Source organism: Micromonospora sp. NPDC007230, assembly GCF_042869115.1.
Taxonomy (GTDB): Bacteria; Actinomycetota; Actinomycetes; order Mycobacteriales; family Micromonosporaceae; genus Micromonospora.
The window spans coordinates 150745-167642 of record NZ_JBIAFE010000005.1 but is presented as its reverse complement, the minus strand read 5'-3'; the positions used below and the strand labels follow the sequence as shown (position 1 = coordinate 167642).

Here is a 16898-nt window from a genome sequence, read left to right as displayed (position 1 = left end):
GGCCGCCACGCCTCGGAGCCCTTAGCGGTCGCTCCTCGGCATGGCGGTCACCGCGTCTGAATACGGGTCAGTCCCGGCCGCGCTGGGCTCGGTAGCGACGGATCAACGCCGCAGTGGACGAGTCCACGTCGCCGAGCGCGGGGTGGGAACCGGTGAGCTTGGGCGCGAGCTGGTTGGCCATCACCTTGCCCAGCTCCACGCCCCACTGGTCGAACGAGTTGATGTCCCAGACCGTGCCCTCGGTGAAGACGATGTGCTCGTACAGGGCGATCAGCTGGCCCAGCGTCGACGGGGTCAGCTTCGGCGCGATGATCGACGTGGTCGGGTGGTTGCCCGGCATCACCCGGTGCGGCACCACGTCGGCCGGGGTGCCCTCCGCCTCGACCTGCTCCCGGGTGCGTCCGAAGGCCAGCGCGGCGGTCTGCGCGAAGAAGTTCGACATGAACAGGTCGTGCATGTCGCCCAGGTCGTGGTTGGGCTGGCTGAACGCGATGAAGTCGGCCGGGACCAGCCGCGTCCCCTGGTGCATCAGCTGATAGAAGGCGTGCTGGCCGTTGGTGCCCGGCTCGCCCCAGAAGATCTCCCCGGTCGGGTACGTCACGGGCCGGCCGTCGACGGTCACCGACTTCCCGTTGCTCTCCATGGTGAGCTGCTGCAGGTATGCCGGGAACCGGTGCAGGTACTGCGCGTACGGCAGCACCGCGTGGGTCTCCGCGTCGAAGAAGTCGGTGTACCAGACGTTCAGCAGGCCCAGCAGCGCCGGCACGTTCCGCTCCACCGGCGTGGTCCGGAAGTGCTCGTCCACGGCGTGGTAGCCGGCCAGCATCTCGCGGAACCGGGTCGGCCCGATCGCCAACATCAGCGACAGGCCGACCGCCGACGGCAGCGAGTACCGGCCGCCCACCCAGTCCCAGAAGCCGAACATGTTCTCCGGGTCGATGCCGAAGTCGCGGACCCGCTGCTCGTTGGTGCTGATCGCGACGAAGTGCCGGGCGATCGCGGAGTCGTCGGCGTCCAGCCCGGCGAGCAGCCAGCGGCGCGCCTGATCGGCGTTGGCGAGGGTCTCCTGGGTGGAGAACGACTTGGAGACCACGACGAACAGCGTGCTGGCCGGGTCCAGGTCGGTGGTCTTGTCATGGATGTCGGTCGGGTCGATGTTGGACACGAACCGGCAACTGATCCCGGCGTCCCGGTACGCCTTCAACGCCTCGTACGCCATCACCGGCCCGAGGTCCGAGCCGCCGATGCCGATGTTGACCACGGTGGTGATCCGCTCGCCGGTGTATCCGCGCCAGGCGCCCGACCGGACCCGCTCGGCGAACGCCGACATCCGATCCAGCACCCGGTGCACGTCGGCGACCACGTCCTGCCCGTCCACCACCAGCGACGCGTCGCGGGGCAGGCGCAGCGCGGTGTGCAGGACGGCCCGGTCCTCGGTGGAGTTGATGTGCTCCCCGGCGAACATGGCGGCGATCCGGTCGGTCAGCCGGACCCGCTCGGCGAGCGCGGTGAGCAGGCGCAGCGTCTCGTCGGTGAGCAGGTTCTTGCTGTAGTCCACGTGCAGGTCGGCGACGTCGCCGGTGAGCCGCTCACCCCGTTGCCCGTCGGCGGCGAACAGGTCCCGCAGGTGGGTGCCGCGCAGTTCCTCGGCGTGCTTGCGCAGGGCCTGCCATTCGTCCGTGGTGGTGACGTCCACAGCCATCGGGTCGATCTTCTCCTTCACGACGTGGTCTGCCAGCGGGCCGTTGTCGCCCCGCTGCCGGCGACCACACCAGCCTGCCACCCGGCGCAGGCGCGCGCGACGGGACCGGCCATCACCCATCCCTTGGAACGCGCGCCGCGCCGCGCCGGTTGGGACGCCTGTTCGACACGCCGCTTACGGGGAGACAGCGGGAAGTAGCCGAACGTACGCTCCGATCGCCGGCCGTAGCGGTGAGGAGGCCCCATGACGACGGTGATCGGTCCGCGACCTCCGTCCGACGAGGACGAGCCGGCCGACGGTGGGGCGGAATCCCCGCTGCCGGAGCTGGAGGACGGCCACTGGATGCACCGGGCCACCGAGATCGCCCACACCAGCTTCGGGGCGGTGGCCCGCCGGCTGCCCGCCCTGGTCCGCGAGGCGGTCGCGCTGGCCTGGGCGACCAGCCGCCGGGACACTCTCGCCTCGATCGGGTTGAACGTCGCCGCAGGCGTGCTCACCACGCTGGGGCTGCTCGCCACCACCGGGGTGCTCCGGCAACTCTTCGCCGCCGGTCCGACCCCCGACCGGATCCGCGCCGCCGTGCCGGCCCTGGTCCTCGCCGCGCTGGCGGTGACCGTACGCGGCGCATTGACCGTCGCGGCCGGCTGGGCGCAGGCCCGGCTGATCCCGCAGATCAACTATCAGGTGGAGCTGCGGCTCTTCGAGGCCACCACGGCGATCGAACTGGCCGCCTTCGACGACGCCGGCTTCGCCGAGGAGATGGATCGAGCCCGGGACCGGGGCATCGCGGAGGCCGCCTCGATCGTCGACGACACGGTCAACCTGGTCACCGGGGTGGTGGGCGTGCTCGCCACCGCCGCCGCGGTCACCGTGATCCAGCCGGTGCTGCTGCCGTGTCTGCTGCTCGCCGCTGCGCCGGAGGCAGTGACCGCGGTCCGGATGGCCCGCCGCCGACACCTCGACTGGCTGGGCCGGATCACCCGGCGCCGTCGGATGTGGATGCTCGCCCACCTGATGGCCGACCGGCACACTGCCGTGGAGATCCGCGCGTACCAGATGCGGGAGTTCCTGCTCGCCGAGTACCGCCGGATCATCGGCCTGGAGACCCGGGCCGAGCTGCGGCTGGCCCGCGCGCAGAGCGCCACCCGCGCGGCCGGCCTGTCGGTCACCGGGATTGCCGCATTCGCCCTCTACGCGGTCCTCGGCGGCCTGCTGTTGACCGGAGTGGTGGCCCTCGCGGCCGCCGCGACCGCGTTGCTGGCGTTGCAGTCCGCCCGGGCCGGGCTGCGGACCGCTGTGTTCGCCACCAACTCGCTCTATGAGGACGCGCTCTACTACCAGGACTACCGGGACTTCGTCGACCGCGCCCGGCAGCGGGTGCCGGCCGGCGGCGATCGGGACGTCGACGCCGTCGAACGCATCGAGCTCGACCAGGTCACCATGCGCTACCCGGACACCGATGTCCCGGCCGTGGACGGTGTCAGTCTCACCATCCGCCGGGGAGAGGTGGTCGCCCTGGTGGGCGAGAACGGGTCCGGCAAGACCACCCTCGCCAAGCTCATCGCCGGCCTCTACCGGCCCACCGAGGGGATGATCCGCTGGAACGGTGTGGACCTGGCCGAACTGGACCCAGGGCAGGCCGGCGCCCAGGTGGCGGTGATGAGCCAGGACTGGTGGAAGTTCCCGTTCACCGCCAGGCAGAACATCCGGATCGGCCGGCACGACCGGGCCGCCGACCGTCCCGGCCCGACCGTCGAGGACGCCGCCCACGGCGCCGCCGCCCACGACATGATCACCGGCCTGCCGTTCGGGTACGACACGCTGCTCGACCGGCAGTTCAAGAACGGTCAGGACCTCTCCGGCGGCCAGTGGCAGCGGCTGGTGGCCGCCCGCGGCCTCTACCGGGACGCCCGGCTGCTGATCTGCGACGAACCCTCGGCGGCCCTGGACGCCCGGGCCGAACACGCCCTCTTCCAGCACCTGCGGCGGCACCCCGACCGCGCCGTGGTCCTTATCACCCACCGGCTGGCCAACGTCCGGCACGCCGACCGGATCTTCGTGCTGGACCACGGCCGCCTCATCCAGCAGGGCAACCACGACGAGCTGATGGCGCAGGACGGGCCCTACCGGGAGCTGTTCGAACTCCAGGCCGCCGGCTACCTGGCCGAGGCGGGGGAGGGGCCGGGCTGACCGGTTGACCTCGAGTGCACTCGAACTCCTAGGGTTGCCGGACCGGCCGCCGCCCGGTCAACGCGGCGTACCCCTTCAGGAAGGAACAACCCTGTGCGCTACCGCGTTCTCGGCGGCACCGGCATCCAGGTCAGCACCCACTGTCTCGGCACCATGATGTTCGGCGCGGTCGGCAACCCCGACCACGACGACTGCGTACGCATCGTCCACGCCGCCCTCGACCAGGGCGTGAACTTCGTGGACACCGCCGACATGTACTCCGCCGGCGAGTCGGAGGTCATCGTCGGCAAGGCGCTGCGCGGCCGGCGGGACGACGTGGTCCTGGCGACCAAGGTGCACTTCCCGATGGGGGAGGGACCCAACCGGGGCGGCAACTCCCGGCGCTGGATCGTCCGGGAGGTGGAGGAGAGCCTGCGCCGGCTGGGCACCGAGTGGATCGACCTCTACCAGGTGCACCGGCCCGACCACACCACCGACGTGGAGGAGACCCTCGGGGTGCTCACCGACCTGGTCCGGGCCGGCAAGATCCGTGCCTTCGGCTGCTCGACCTTCCCGGCCGAGGAGATCGTGGAGGCGCACCACGTCGCCGAGCGGCGGGCGCTCGGCCGGTTCCGCACCGAGCAGCCGCCGTACTCGATCCTGGCCCGGGGGATCGAGACCGCGGTGCTCCCGGTCTGCCAGCGGTACGGCATGGGCGTGCTGGTCTGGAGCCCGCTGGCCTCCGGGTTCCTGTCCGGCCACTACCGGCAGGGCCGCACGGTGGACCTCACCGCCGGTCGGCCGGCGCTCACCCCGGCCCGCTTCGATCCGGCGCTGCCCGGCAACGCGGCGAAGTACGCCGCCGTCGAGCAACTCGTCGCGCTCGCCGACGAGGTCGGCTGCACCCTGCCCGAGCTGGCCGTCGCGTTCACCGTCGCGCACCCCGGGGTCACCTCGGCGATCATCGGGCCGCGCACCATGGAGCAGCTCGACGGGCTGCTCAAGGGCGCGTCGCTCACCCTCGACGACGCGGTGCTCGACCGGATCGACGAGATCGTCCCGCCCGGCACCAACCTCTACCAGCCGGACGGCGCCTGGTCGCCGCCCGTCCTCACCGACCCGGCCCGCCGGCGCCGCCCCCTCGCGGATCGCGCCGCCGCCTGACCACCCGGCCGCCGCCGGCTGATATCCATCGACCGGCGCGTCGGCGTGCGCCACACTGACGGTGTGGATCATCGTGATCTGGTCCGGGTGAGCAAGCGGATGTCGCTGGCGCTGCGGCACCGCCCGGACCGGTTCGGCCTGACGCTCGACCGGGCCGGCTGGGTGCCCGTCGCCGACCTGCTCGCCGCGCTGCGGATCAGCCGCGTCGACCTCGACGCCGTGGTCGCCGGCAACGACAAGCAGCGCTTCGCCGTCGAGCGCGGACCCGACGGCGTCGACCGGATCCGGGCCAGCCAGGGCCATTCCGTCCCGGTGGACCTCGGCCTGACACCGACCCCGCCGCCGGACCGGCTCTACCACGGCACGAGCGAGAGCGTCCTGCCGGCGATCCGGGTCGAGGGGCTGCGCCGGGGCCGCCGGCACCACGTACACCTGTCGCCGGACGTGGCGACCGCCCGCCGGGTCGGGGCGCGCCGGGGCGGTGCGGTGGTGGTGCTGACCGTGGACGCCGCCGCCATGGCCGACAACGGCTACCGCTTCTACCGCAGCGCCAACGGCGTCTGGCTGACCGACCTCGTCCCCGCCGCCTACCTCACCGTGTGACCCGAGGTGGCGGTGATGGGGTGGTGGACGACGCCGTCGAAGAGGCAGAGGTCGGCGGCGCCGACGAGGGTCAGGCCGCCCACCGTTCGGCGAGGAAGTCGGCCAGCACCCGGGTGTGCGTGGAGAAGGCCAGCTCGACCGGCTCGGTGAGGACCAGCCACTCGGTGGCCTCCTCGGTCGGCGCCGACGGCGGCAGGTCGCCGACCGCCCGCTCGGGCAGCACGCCGAAGACCATCATGGTGCCGCCGGCCGGCGCGCCGTGCACCGCGAACAGCCGCGCCTGCTCGGCATCGGCCAGCAGGCCGGTCTCCTCCCGCAGCTCCCGGACCAGCGCCTCCGACCACTCCTCGCCGTACTCGATGAAACCGCCGGGCAGGGCGAGCTGCCCGCGGGCCGGCTCGATGTCCCGGCGGACCGCCACCACGCCCAGGCCGGTCGGCGTCCGGACCGGCAGCACCGCCACCGCGACCGGCAGCGGGTTCCGCCACACCGTCCCGCCGCAGGCCGCGCAGACCCGCGGCCAGCCGGCCTCCGCCGAATAGGCGGCGCCGCAGTACGAGCAGTGCGAGTACGGTGTGACGGTCACGCCGCAGCACGTTACCCGCCTGGCTCGTGAGCCGTCAGGCTTCGGCCCCGACGGGGCTGCGGCTGAGGGAGGATCTGGTGGTCGCGGGGCGGGGCGTCCCGGTGAGACGCCCCGCGACGGCGGGTCGGGCCGTCAGCCGCCGAGCCGGGCGGCCACCGCGCTGCGCAGCTCGGGCAGCCGGTCGTGCAGCAGGCCAGGACATTGAGTGTTGTTGAAGTCCTTGTGTCCGTAGATCTCGCTGGACGGGATGCCGTACTGCTGGCAGGTGAACGCGCAGAACCACACCAGGCTGTCCCAGAGTGCCTTCGGTGGCTGCACGTCGAGGTAGATGCCGTCGTTCTCGATGCCGATGGCCTGGCTGTTCTGCCCGACGCAGTGCGCGCCCTGGACCATGGTCTGCCCGTGCAGCAGCGCGTACAGGCTGCCGTGCCGGCCCTCGGTCAGGTAGCCGCCACGGCTGTTGGTGAAGTGCTGCCCGGAGTCGAGCCAGCCGTTGGTGTCCATGTGCAGGTTCTGAATGTCGCGCGAGTTCCGGTAGGCCTGCGCCAGGCTGTAGTCGGTGGTGTTCGGGAACGCCGTGTGATGGATGATGATCTTGTTGGGACGGCTCTGCACGACGCTGACGTTGGTCGAGGGCGGGCGGGCGCCCCAGGTCGCGCAGTTGGCGATATCCGGCTGGTCGACCCGGGTGGCGACGGCGCGCGCGTCGCGGTCGTCGCCGAACTGGGTGAACGCCGTGGCGCCGGCCGCGGCGCCGAGCAGGACCGCGCCGCGCAGCACGGCCCGCCGGGGGACGGGGACGGACATCGGGGCCTCCTCAGGGGTACGGACGCCGGTGGCGGGGCTGCTCCCGGGGCCCGGCGCGGCGTCAGACACGCCGCGCCGAGCGGCCGAAAGGGCGCCCGCCACCGGATCGGGTCAGCAGGGTCCGTTGCAGGCCAGCACCTTGAGCCGGTCCAGGGTGCCGTTCCAGACGTTCTGGTCGCCGGGGAAGACGCCGGAGTCAGCCCACTGCCAGAACGAGTACGTCCCCCAGCCGGCTGGCAGGGTGCCGACGCTGCTGGAGTAGCGCGCGATCCAGAGCGGGTTGTTCGCGGCGAACTGCGAGGTGTTCCCGGTGCAGGTGGTCCACCAGTCGGTGGTGGTGTAGATGGTGGCCCACCGGCCCGTGCGGGCGTAGTACTGGTTGACGAACGAGGCGATCCAGCTGCGCATCGAGGCCTGGCTCAGCCCGTAGCAGGTCGCACCGTACGGGTTGTACTCGATGTCCAGGGCGCCCGGCAGGGTCTTGCCGTCCTTGGACCAGCCGCCGCCGTGGTCGACGAAGTAGTTGGCCTGGGTGGCGCCGCTGGATACGTCCGGCCGGGCGAAGTGGTACGAGCCCCGGATCATGCCGACGTTGTACGAGCCGTTGTACTGCTGAGCGAAGTACGGGTTGGTGTAGCCGGTGCCCTCGGTGGCCTTCACGTACGCGAAGCGGGCGCCGTTGTTCCAGGCGGCGGACCAGTTGACGTTGCCCTGCCAGCTGGAGACGTCCATGCCGGGCAGGCCGGCCGGCGCGGCGCTGGCGGGCGTCGCGCCGAGCAGGGCCGAGGCGGCCAGGGTGACGGTGGCGAGCACGGCCGTGGCGGCCGTACGTAGCGCCGATCGCAGGGGACGGTTCATCTTTCCCTCCCGGGGGGTCTGCCGCTCGCGGCGGCGGGAGTTGGTGAAAGGAACTGTCAGTATTACGTCACAGGATGGAGACAAATTTCAATAGATACATGGAAGATCATCTGTTGAATTTCTCGCGGCGCGGATCCACGGTGGGACGTCCACCTGCTCGACACCACCGATCAGCCGGTCGCGCGGTCCGGCGATCACCGGCTGGCTCATTCGATAGGCGGAGACGGCCGGGGTGCGAGCCGTCGTTGGTCGCATCCGGCGACAACCGACGACCAATGTGCCCCGCGACGTGCCGCTCTAGCGTCGTTCCCATGACTGGTAACGAGATTGACCGAAGGCACCTTCTCCGGCGTACGGCCGGCATGGCCGCCGGCGTGGGGGCGCTGGCCACCGCCGGAGCGCTGGGCTTCAGTGGCGCGGCTGTCGCGGGTGAACGGCCGTCCGCCCACCAGCCGGGCTACCACCCGGTCGTCGGCGCTTGGCGTGGCCTGGTGACGCTACCGCACGAGGTCGAAGTGGGGCTGTTCACCTTTCTCCCCGGCGGCTTCTTCCTGTCGTTCGCTGACGGAATCCACATCGCGACCGGCCGATGGGTCGCCGCCGGACGAAGTACCGTGAGGTTCTCCCTGTGGCAGGTGCTGCCGGAGGATCTGAAGGGGCTGCCACCTCGCTACCACGGGGAGGTCCAGGCAACGCACGAGGCTCAGGTGAACGGCGACACGCTGACCAGCGTCGGTACGTGGCGCGGTCTCGACATCGACGGAAAGGAGACCGGGCGCGGGCCGGTGTATGCCACGGCGATTCGCTTCGGAGTCGAGCCCTTCTGAGGGTGACGCTCCGGCGGCGGACTGACGTGGTCAGCGCACCAGGCCGGCGTGGTGCGCCAAGATCGCCGCCTGGACCCGGTTGGTCAGTTGCAGCTTGGCCAGCACCCGACTGACGTGGCTCTTGACGGTGGCCTCACTGAGGTGCAACCGCTTGCCGATGTCGCCGTTCGACAACCCTTCGCCGACGGCGGTCAGGATTTCCCGTTCCCTGTCCGTGAGGACGTCGATCCGGCGCAGCGCGTCGCGTCGGTGTGGGCTGCTCGGTTCCGCGAACCGGTGCAACAGACGGCGGGTGACCCGCGGCGACAGCATCGCGTCGCCTGCGACGGCGCTGCGTACCGCAGCGGCCATCTGGTCCGCGGTGGCGTCCTTGAGCAGAAAGCCCACCGCGCCGTGGCGCAGCGCCGTCTCCACGTACTCGTCCAGCTCGAACGTCGTCAGCACGACGACCTTCGGCGGGTCCAGGGAGCGGGCGAGCGCCGCGGCGGCGGCGAGGCCGTCGGCGCGCGGCATCCGGATGTCCATCAGCACCACGTCCGGCTGGTGGATTCGCGCCTCTCGGACCGCCTGGTCGCCGTCCTCGGCTTCGCCGACGACCTCGATGTCGTCGTACGCTGCAAAAATGGTCCGCAGCGCAGCCCGGACCAGCCATTCGTCGTCGACGACCAGCAGTCGGATCACCGCTCCACCTCCGCTGCCTCCCTCGCGACCGGGATGCGGGCCCGCACCTCGAAGCCGCCGTCCGGCAGCCGGCGGGTGCTCAGCGTGCCACCGACCAGCCGGACCCGCTCGCTGATTCCGAGCAGGCCGTGCCCGCCGCGGGGGGCGGCCGTGGCGGCCACCGCGCTGGCCCCGTTACGAACTGCGAGGCTCACGCCGTCATCGTCGGACGCCACGACCACCGTGGTCCGCGCGGTGCGTGCGTGCCTGTGCACGTTCGTCAGGGCCTCCTGCACCACCCGGTACACCGCCTGCTCGACCAGCGCTGGCGCCCGTAGGCCGTCCTCGACGGACAACTCGACCGTCAGCCCGAGGGCGCGGGACGCGTCCACCAGGTCCGCCAGGTCGGCGACTCCCGGCTGCGGCCGCAGCGGCGCCTCGCCGCCGTCGCGGAGCACACCGACGAGGGTACGGAGTTCCTCCAACGCCGCCCGGCCGATGTCCTGGATCTGGCCCGCGACCTCCACCGCGCCCCGTCCCTCCGCCGCCGCGAGCGCGGTGGCGTGCAGCACCATGAGCGACACCCGATGGGTGACGACGTCGTGCATGTCCCGGGCGATCAGTGCCCGTTCCTCGGCGCGCGCCTGCTCGACGAGCAGCCGCTCCTGCGCTCGCCGCGATGCCACGAACAGGCCGGCCAGGGTCGGCAGGATGCACATGGCCAGACTGATCGGAAGGCTGGCGTCCGCGCCGTACGCCAGCCACATCGGCATCGACACCGCCGCCACCATCGCGACCGTGAGCGCTACCCGCAGCCGCAATGATCGGACATATGCCCCCACCGCGTATTGCGCCACCGGCACGGCCGGCCAGGCACCCGCGACGAGCCAGCAGGCCACGGCGCCGGCGTACAGCAGTAGTGGCCGGCGCCGGCGGTCGAACACAGCCAGGCCGCTGGCGACCGCCAACGCCACGGCGATCCACAGCGGGGCCGGGCGGTTGAGGACCGGGGAACCGTCGAACAGGCCGGACTGCAGGTCTCGCCACATCCCCGGTAGGACGCACGCCGTGGCGAGCACGCCGTCCACCGCCCGGCCAGGACGCAGCCATGGAGCCCGGCCGGTGAGCATGGCCTGAGTCTAGGCAGGACAGCCGCTGACGGGCTTCCGCCGATCGATGTAGTCGAAAGATGTGCCGCACTGCTGGGCCTACCGACCATGGGTGCGCGGCTCCGGGCACATCGCGCGATGTCGACCCCATCCGTCAAAACCTAGCGTCGGGGCATGAAACCCATCTCCCGCGACCTCGCCCGCCCGCTTCAATGGGCCTTTGCCGCCTTCGCCGCTCTGGCCATCGGGTTGCTCCTGCACGGCTCGGACGCGACCGTCTTCCGGGTGATGGCGCTGATGGGATACGGCGCCGGGGCGATCCTCTCCCTTGTCGCCGCGCTGCGGTGGCACCGTCTGGGCCGGCGGCTGGCGATCGGCCTGCACCTGGCGCTGGCGCCGCTGCAGTTCGTCTTCAGCATTGCCGAGTCGATCGCACTTGTCGGCATCCTGTTCTCGTTGGTGATCCTCGCCCGATGCAGGCCGCGCTTCCCGTTGCTGTCGCCGCGGGCCCGCAGGATCTGGTTGGCCCTGCATGTGGGGTTCAGCGTCGGGTGGCTCGGCGTCGCGCTCACGATGACCGCCCTGGCCGTCATCGGCTGGGTCGCGGATTCCCACGCCATGCGACACGGCGCGTACGAGGTGTTGCATGTGATCGACCTGGCCGTCGCGATTCCGTCGATGGCGCTGTCGATCATCACGGGCCTGGTCGTGTCGCTCGGTACAAAGTGGGGGCTCGTCCGGTACTGGTGGGTGCTGGCCAAGTTCGTCATCGCGGTGAGCATCCCGCTGGTCGCCGGCACCGTCGAGAGCGCACTGGCCGACGACCTGGCTCGCCGTACCGTCGATCCGGTCGGCCAGCCCGGTGCTGTCGGCATCGCGCTGACGGCCTGCCTCGGCAGCTTCACCATCGCGCTGTGGGCCTCGACCGTCCTGTCGGTCGTGAAGCCCTGGGGCCGAACCCGCTGGGGGCGGCGGGCCGTGGCCGTCCGGGCCGACTCCGCATCCTCGCCGCGTCATCCATTGTCGGTCCCGGCACCGCCGAGCCGTGATGCCAGCGTCGCCAGAGTCGACGGCGCGGTGTCGACCGCACCGTGATCGCGGGAGCGAGGGGAACCGCGGCAACACCGGCCATCGACCGATTCCAGCGGGCACTCTCGATGCGTTCGGTGGGAGAAAGGCACGGCCGGCGTGTCGATCCCGGCGCCGGCCGTTCGTATGGAGGGTGAAGGGGCCGACGGTCGCGCTGGCCGAGGTGGCCGGGCCGGCCGCCGCGCTGGCCCAGGTGGACGGCCTGGACCTGGCCGGCTACCACGTCTTCCACGCGGTCCGCGCCGACCTGCTGCGCCGCCTCGGTCGCGCTGGGGAGTCGGTCGCGGCGTACGACGCGGCGATCGCGCGGACCGACAACCACGCCGAGCAGGCCCACCTGCGACGGATCCGCGACCTGCTGCTTCCGTGAGCGCCCCCGGCGCCCCGCAGCCGGTCCGCCGTCCGGACAGGAGGGTGGGGCTGCGCGGGAATCCTCGGCCCCGCAGAATCGTCCGGTGCGGCGCGGCGTGTGGAAATGGAGTCTCGTCACCGTCGTGACCCTGCTGGGCGCCGGCGGCACCGCCTGGGTCTGGCTCCGGTACGACTTCGAGAAGGTCAACTGGCTCTGGGGTGTGGTCGCCGGGGTCATCGCGGTCTACGTGGTGGTGGACCAGCTCTTCGCCGGGCGGGAGGCCGCCCCGCCGACGGCCTGGGTGCACCGGCGGGCCGCCGCCGACGAGCTCGCCGAGCTGATCCGGCGGGAGCCCACCGAGCAGATCCTGCTGCGCGCGGTCGACGAGCCGTACCCGCTGCCGGTGGCCTGGCACAACGCCCCGGAGCGGCTGATGCCGTCCTGGCGCTCGATCGGCCGGTCCGCCGACGCCGGACCCGTCGACCTCACCGGGCGGGACGGGACGCTGTGGGAGTGCTACCGCTCGGTGCCGTCGGGGCGCCTGCTGGTGCTGGGACCACCCGGATCCGGCAAATCGATCATCGCGCTGCGGCTGGTCCGGGAGTTCGCCGCCCGGCGCGACCCGGAGGCGCCGATCCCGGTGCTGCTGCCGGTGGACTCCTGGGACCCGGGCGCCGAGGGGTTCCACGACTGGCTGGCCGACCGGATCACCCGGCGGTACCCGTATCTCGCCGCAGGCCACTCCCGCCGCGAGGCGGTGGTGCGTGACCTGCTGCTGGCCGACCTGGTGGTGCCGGTGCTGGACGGCCTGGACGAGCTGCCCGAGGACCGGCTCAGCGCCTGCCTGGCGGAACTCAACGAGCTGCCGACCCAACGGTTCGTGCTGACCTGCCGCTCCGCCGTCTACGAGACGTACCTGATCCAGGGCGAGCGGCTGCGGGCGACCGCCGTGGTGACCCTCGCGCCGCTGACCGCCGCGCAGGTCGGCCGGTACCTGCGGGACGCCGCGCCGCTGCACCAGGTCGGCAACTGGTCCACGGTGGCCGACCGGCTCGACGCCGACGCCGAGCTGGCCGCGGCGCTGTCCACCCCGTTGCTGGTTGCCCTGGCCCGAACCGCGTTCGACCAGCCCGGCACTGACCCGCGCGAACTGCTTCCGCTGGCCGCCGAGCGCGGCCGGCGTTCGGTGGAGGACGAGGTGCTGTCCCGCGCGGTCGACGCGGCCCTGCGGTCGCGGCGGGGCGGGCAGGGCCTGCGCCGCTGGGAACCGGACCGGTCCCGCCGCTACCTCGCCCAGCTGGCCAGCCACCTGGAGTCCCTGGACAGTCGCGAGTTCCGCTGGTGGCAGCTCCCCGTCGCGCTCCCGCGTCCGTTCTGGGTCGCCTTCGACGGTCTGCGGGCCGCTGTCGCGGCGTGGCTCGCCCTGTCGCCGGTCGGGGAGGCGCTCGGCGCCCTCGCCGCCGTGACCGGTCACGCCCAGGTCCGGGAGCTGCTGCACGGTGTCACCGCCCGGCCGTCCCTGCTGGTGGTCCTGGCGGCCCTGGCGGCGGCCGTCCGGTCGGCGCTCCGCGACGACCCGCACCACGGCGTGCCGCCGGTACGGCCGGTCTTCACCGGCGGGTTTCGGGCCCTCCTCGAGGGACTGGTGGCCGGACTGGTCGGCGGTGCCTTCTGGGGCGCCCTGGCCTGGCCGCTGTTCGTGGCGATCGGGCCGCCGCCACGGCTCGGCACGATGCTCGGCGCCGTACCCGTCGTGGCGGACTGGTCGGTGCCGACCCAGTGCGCCCTGGCCGTGGGGGTCGGCTGGTGCGGGTTCACCGTCGTCCGCTCCGCGCTGCGCGTCGACCTGTCCGCCCCGGCTGCGGAGTTGAGCGCGCTCAGTCCCGCGGGGACGCTGCGGGCGGATCGCGCGGCGACGATCGCGGCGCTGCCGCTGACCGCCGTCCGCGCCGTGGCGCTGTGGTTCCTCGGCCTCGCCGCCCTGTGGCTGGCCGGCCTGTCCGACTTCCCGCCGCCGGTGGCACAGGGGTACGCCGGGCTGGGCCTGGGCCTGGGCTGGTGGCTGTACCGGCGGGGCGGCAGCGCCTGGTTCCGCTTCGGCGTGGCCCGGTTCGTGCTCGCCGCGCGCAACCGGCTCCCGTACCACCTGCTGGCCTTCCTCGATCACGTCGACGCGGTCGGTCTGCTCCGGCACGGCGCGGGTGCCTACCGGTTCCGGCACGGTCGGCTGCAGGCCCGGCTGGCCGCCGGGTCGGTGGCCGGCCGGCGCGGCAGCCGGCTGCGGGAGGACTTCGCCGTCGAACTCGCGGGGGCCGGCTACTGGCCGGAAGCGTTCCAGACGTTGGCCGCCGTCGCCGACACCCGGGCGGCCAACATCGGGCTCGACGACGATCGCACCGGGGTGGCCCTGCGCCGGGCGGTCCTGGTCGGGGCGGCGGCCGGGCACTGGAGCGGCCTGGCCGACCTGCTCGCCCAACTCCCGGCGCCGCCGGCCACCGGGGCGGCCCCTACCCCGGTTGAGGAGCAGCGGCGGGTGATCGCCGAGCTGGTCGGCCGGGACGCCCCGGTGCGGGAACTACTCGCCGCCGCCGACGAACTGGCCACGCGGGAGGAGCGGAGCGGGCGGCCCGAGCCGGCCACCGCGGAACTCCAGGCGGTGCTCCGGTACGCCGCCGGCGACGTGGCGGCGCGGGACGCGTGCGAACGGTTGGTCGACGCCGTGCGGTCCGCCGGACTCGACGCCGAGTGGTCCGCGCCCCTGGCCGCCGGGCTGCTGGCCGGGCTGACCCTCGCCGACGGGCAGCCGACCGAGGCGGTGGCGATCTGCCGGTACGACCTGTACTTCGCCGACCTGCTGCCCGCCGGGTCGGACCTGCTCACGCTCGTCGAGACCTGGCGGTGGTCGGCGGCGGTGCTACGCCGGGTCACCGACGAGCGGGCCGAGACCTTGCGGCGGATCCGGGTCGCGGTCAGCGCCGAGCGCGGGCGCGGCAACCGCCCGGTGCTGACCCGTCGGGAGGTCGCCGAGATCGGCCTGCACGCCTGCCATCGGCTGATCGGGCATCCGATGTTCGGGCCGCTGGCGCTCGGCGTGGCGTACCGGCTCGCCAGGGTGCTCCGGGCCCCGGACATCGTGGCACTCACCCTGCGCCGTGCGGTCCCCATGTGGCACGACGGCTGACGGTCACGCGGCGAATGCTTCGGCAGGAAAACCTGATGTCTAAGACGTGATTCAGATTTCCGCTACGAGTACATTGGCGTGGTGCCCAACGGAGTGCAGGCCCAGGTGCCGGTGTTGTACGTCGCGGACGCCGACGCCGCGCGACGGTTCTACGAGGTCTTCGGCTACGCCGAGCTGCGCACCGGGGGCGACGGTGAGTCCCGCTGGTCCTATCTGCAGTGCGGGGAGCTGACCCTGCTGCTGGCCGCGATCACGCCGCGCCTGGTCACCGTCGAGCTGCCCCTGCTCATCTACCTCTACGTCGACGACCTCACCGCCACGATCGACCGGCTGACCGCCGCCGGGTACGCCGTCGAGCGGTCCGGCTACCCGGAGCACGCCCCCGGCGGTGAGTGCCGCACCACCGACCCGGACGGCAACGTGGTCCTGTTCGGGCAGCGGCGGGCGGTCCCCGAGCAGGCCCGCAGCCCGGCGGCCGACAAAGAGGTCCGGTTCTCGCTGATCCGCGAGGCCGCCGAGCGGGTCCGACAGCACGGCGGCGCGCCGGCCCGCTGCCAGATCGGCGGCCCACGCGGCGAGGCGTGCCCGGAGCCGGCCGAGGTGAAGCTCGCCGACTCGTGGGGCGACACCGTGTGGGGCTGCCTGGCGCACGCCGACGAGGCCCTGCTCAACGCCCGCGGCGCGTTCCTGGCCACCGAGGACGGGCAGGGACTGGGCGCGTTCCTGCGCAACCGGCAGGCGAGCCCGACAGCCCGGACCGGAGCGGCTCGGCGTCAGCGCCGCCCGTCCTGACCCAGCTCCGACGCGCGTTCTGTCGAGGCCGCCTTCGGGGCGGCAGACTCAGTTGACGTCGCGTTCGGGGCGGCCTCGGTCGACGCCGGCTTCGGGGCGGTGGCGTCCGTTGATGTCGTGTTCGCGGTGGCCTCGCTGGACGTCGCCTTCGGTGCGTCGCCTGAGGAGTCGCGGGGGGAGCCGGCTGCCTGCTGCGGGACGATGGGGATGGCGGTGAACGGCTCGAAGATCCGGTCGAAGTTCCGCCGGTCCCGCATGAGCCCCGCGGTCCACTCGGCGGCGGCCCGCTGCTCCGCGGCCATGTGCCGCCGCGCCCGGGCCAGCTCCTCGTTGATCGCCTCCGTCTCCTCGCGTCCCGGGGGATCGTCGACCATTTCGTCGAGGATCGTCATCCACCGCCGGTTCAGCTCCTCGGCGTACCGGGCCCGAGCCAGGTACAGCTCGTACTCGCACTCCAGCTCGATCATGCGGTCCAAGTGCGGCCGCAATGTCTCCCGGACCCGCTCGTCGTGGCGAACCCACCACACCTCCGGCCGGCACTGGATCGTCACGCCACCGTGCGTGTACCGCCATCGCTTCGGATCCTGCTCGGTCAGGGCCTTCTGCAGGGCCACCTCGAGGTCGCCCGCCCGGTGCGGGGCGAAGTCGCGCGCGCAGTCCGCGGCCGTACGTCGCAACTGCTGAATCACCTTGGGCGTGAAATGGCGCACGTACCAGATCGGCACATCGGGCCGCTCGCCCGTGATCGACCAGATGAGCACGGCCCGGACGGTGAACGTGAACACATGCCCCTTGGCCGCGACGGCGATCGGGTGGGACAGCTCCCGGTGCTCGTGCGTCTCATCGGAAGGGTGAGACGGCACATCCCCGTCCGCCGCCGCCCACAACCTCTGCAGCACCGGAAGCAGCCGCGCCCACGTGCTACGCACGCCCGCCTTCAGCCGGGGGCCGGCCCACCCCGCCCAGTCTCGACCCCGGTCGATCCACGGTGGCCGCCGG

15 protein-coding genes are annotated in these 16898 nt (G+C 72.5%); 8 read left to right on the top strand and 7 right to left on the bottom strand.

Annotation, left to right across the window (positions count from 1 at the left end; genetic code table 11):
* Positions 1 to 67: 67 nt before the first annotated feature.
* Positions 68 to 1702, bottom strand: coding sequence for a glucose-6-phosphate isomerase (pgi, locus tag ACFYML_RS09600; protein WP_387420163.1), 1635 nt, complete (start codon positions 1700 to 1702; stop codon positions 68 to 70).
* A gap of 243 nt (positions 1703 to 1945) precedes the next feature.
* On the opposite strand from pgi, the gene ACFYML_RS09595 reads away from it, so the two are divergent.
* The 3 genes from ACFYML_RS09595 to ACFYML_RS09585 all read left to right on the top strand — a co-directional run bounded on the left by ACFYML_RS09595 (position 1946) and on the right by ACFYML_RS09585 (position 5638).
* Positions 1946 to 3892: an ABC transporter ATP-binding protein gene (locus ACFYML_RS09595; RefSeq protein ID WP_387420162.1), complete on the top strand. Its 1947-nt coding sequence runs from the start codon at positions 1946 to 1948 to the stop codon at positions 3890 to 3892.
* A gap of 93 nt (positions 3893 to 3985) precedes the next feature.
* Positions 3986 to 5035, top strand: a complete 1050-nt coding sequence (locus tag ACFYML_RS09590) for an aldo/keto reductase (RefSeq protein WP_387420161.1) — start codon at positions 3986 to 3988, stop codon at positions 5033 to 5035.
* A 63-nt stretch (positions 5036 to 5098) separates the two neighbouring features.
* On the top strand, positions 5099 to 5638 hold the full coding sequence (locus ACFYML_RS09585; protein ID WP_387420160.1) for an RNA 2'-phosphotransferase: 540 nt from the start codon (positions 5099 to 5101) through the stop codon (positions 5636 to 5638).
* 70 nt (positions 5639 to 5708) lie between these two features.
* Here ACFYML_RS09585 and ACFYML_RS09580 read toward each other — a convergent pair whose 3' ends face one another.
* The 3 genes from ACFYML_RS09580 to ACFYML_RS09570 form a co-directional block, all read right to left on the bottom strand.
* Complete coding sequence (locus tag ACFYML_RS09580) at positions 5709 to 6224, bottom strand: NUDIX domain-containing protein (RefSeq protein ID WP_387420159.1); 516 nt, start codon at positions 6222 to 6224, stop codon at positions 5709 to 5711.
* Between the two features lie 132 nt (positions 6225 to 6356).
* Positions 6357 to 7031, bottom strand: coding sequence for a peptidoglycan recognition family protein (locus ACFYML_RS09575; protein WP_387420158.1), 675 nt, complete (start codon positions 7029 to 7031; stop codon positions 6357 to 6359).
* A 111-nt stretch (positions 7032 to 7142) separates the two neighbouring features.
* Positions 7143 to 7889 (bottom strand): lysozyme, encoded by a 747-nt coding sequence (locus tag ACFYML_RS09570; RefSeq protein WP_073836200.1) that lies wholly within the window; start codon positions 7887 to 7889, stop codon positions 7143 to 7145.
* Positions 7890 to 8200: 311 nt separating this feature from the next.
* Here ACFYML_RS09570 and ACFYML_RS09565 point away from each other — a divergent pair, with 311 nt between their 5' ends.
* The gene (locus tag ACFYML_RS09565) at positions 8201 to 8716 is read left to right on the top strand and encodes a hypothetical protein (RefSeq protein WP_387420157.1); all 516 of its coding nucleotides are present in this window, start codon (positions 8201 to 8203) and stop codon (positions 8714 to 8716) included.
* 30 nt (positions 8717 to 8746) lie between these two features.
* On the opposite strand, the gene ACFYML_RS09560 is transcribed toward ACFYML_RS09565, so the two are convergent.
* Positions 8747 to 9397: a response regulator gene (locus tag ACFYML_RS09560; protein ID WP_387420156.1), complete on the bottom strand. Its 651-nt coding sequence runs from the start codon at positions 9395 to 9397 to the stop codon at positions 8747 to 8749.
* On the bottom strand, positions 9394 to 10506 hold the full coding sequence (locus tag ACFYML_RS09555) for a sensor histidine kinase (RefSeq protein ID WP_387420155.1): 1113 nt from the start codon (positions 10504 to 10506) through the stop codon (positions 9394 to 9396). The genes ACFYML_RS09560 and ACFYML_RS09555 overlap by 4 nt, the downstream gene beginning before the upstream one ends.
* Before the next feature lie 153 nt (positions 10507 to 10659).
* Here ACFYML_RS09555 and ACFYML_RS09550 point away from each other — a divergent pair, with 153 nt between their 5' ends.
* The 4 genes from ACFYML_RS09550 to ACFYML_RS09535 all read left to right on the top strand — a co-directional run bounded on the left by ACFYML_RS09550 (position 10660) and on the right by ACFYML_RS09535 (position 15899).
* Entirely contained in the window at positions 10660 to 11580 is a 921-nt protein-coding gene (locus ACFYML_RS09550; RefSeq protein ID WP_387420154.1) for a hypothetical protein, read from the top strand.
* Positions 11581 to 11707: 127 nt separating this feature from the next.
* Complete coding sequence (locus tag ACFYML_RS09545) at positions 11708 to 11944, top strand: hypothetical protein (protein ID WP_387420153.1); 237 nt, start codon at positions 11708 to 11710, stop codon at positions 11942 to 11944.
* An 85-nt stretch (positions 11945 to 12029) separates the two neighbouring features.
* Entirely contained in the window at positions 12030 to 15107 is a 3078-nt protein-coding gene (locus ACFYML_RS09540) for an NACHT domain-containing protein (RefSeq protein ID WP_387420152.1), read from the top strand.
* An 81-nt stretch (positions 15108 to 15188) separates the two neighbouring features.
* Positions 15189 to 15899, top strand: a complete 711-nt coding sequence (locus tag ACFYML_RS09535) for a VOC family protein (protein ID WP_387420151.1) — start codon at positions 15189 to 15191, stop codon at positions 15897 to 15899.
* Here the strand turns inward: ACFYML_RS09535 and ACFYML_RS09530 are convergent.
* On the bottom strand, positions 15881 to 16828 hold the full coding sequence (locus tag ACFYML_RS09530) for a hypothetical protein (protein WP_387420150.1): 948 nt from the start codon (positions 16826 to 16828) through the stop codon (positions 15881 to 15883). The two genes, ACFYML_RS09535 and ACFYML_RS09530, sit on opposite strands and share 19 nt — an antisense overlap.
* Positions 16829 to 16898: the final 70 nt, after the last annotated feature.

Coding starts and splice junctions, on each gene's coding strand:
- pgi (WP_387420163.1), bottom strand. CDS start 1,702: ATGGCTGTGGACGTCACCACCACGGACGAATGGCAGGCCCTGCGCAAG.
- ACFYML_RS09595 (WP_387420162.1), top strand. CDS start 1,946: ATGACGACGGTGATCGGTCCGCGACCTCCGTCCGACGAGGACGAGCCG.
- ACFYML_RS09575 (WP_387420158.1), bottom strand. CDS start 7,031: ATGTCCGTCCCCGTCCCCCGGCGGGCCGTGCTGCGCGGCGCGGTCCTG.
- ACFYML_RS09570 (WP_073836200.1), bottom strand. CDS start 7,889: ATGAACCGTCCCCTGCGATCGGCGCTACGTACGGCCGCCACGGCCGTG.
- ACFYML_RS09565 (WP_387420157.1), top strand. CDS start 8,201: ATGACTGGTAACGAGATTGACCGAAGGCACCTTCTCCGGCGTACGGCC.
- ACFYML_RS09555 (WP_387420155.1), bottom strand. CDS start 10,506: ATGCTCACCGGCCGGGCTCCATGGCTGCGTCCTGGCCGGGCGGTGGAC.
- ACFYML_RS09550 (WP_387420154.1), top strand. CDS start 10,660: ATGAAACCCATCTCCCGCGACCTCGCCCGCCCGCTTCAATGGGCCTTT.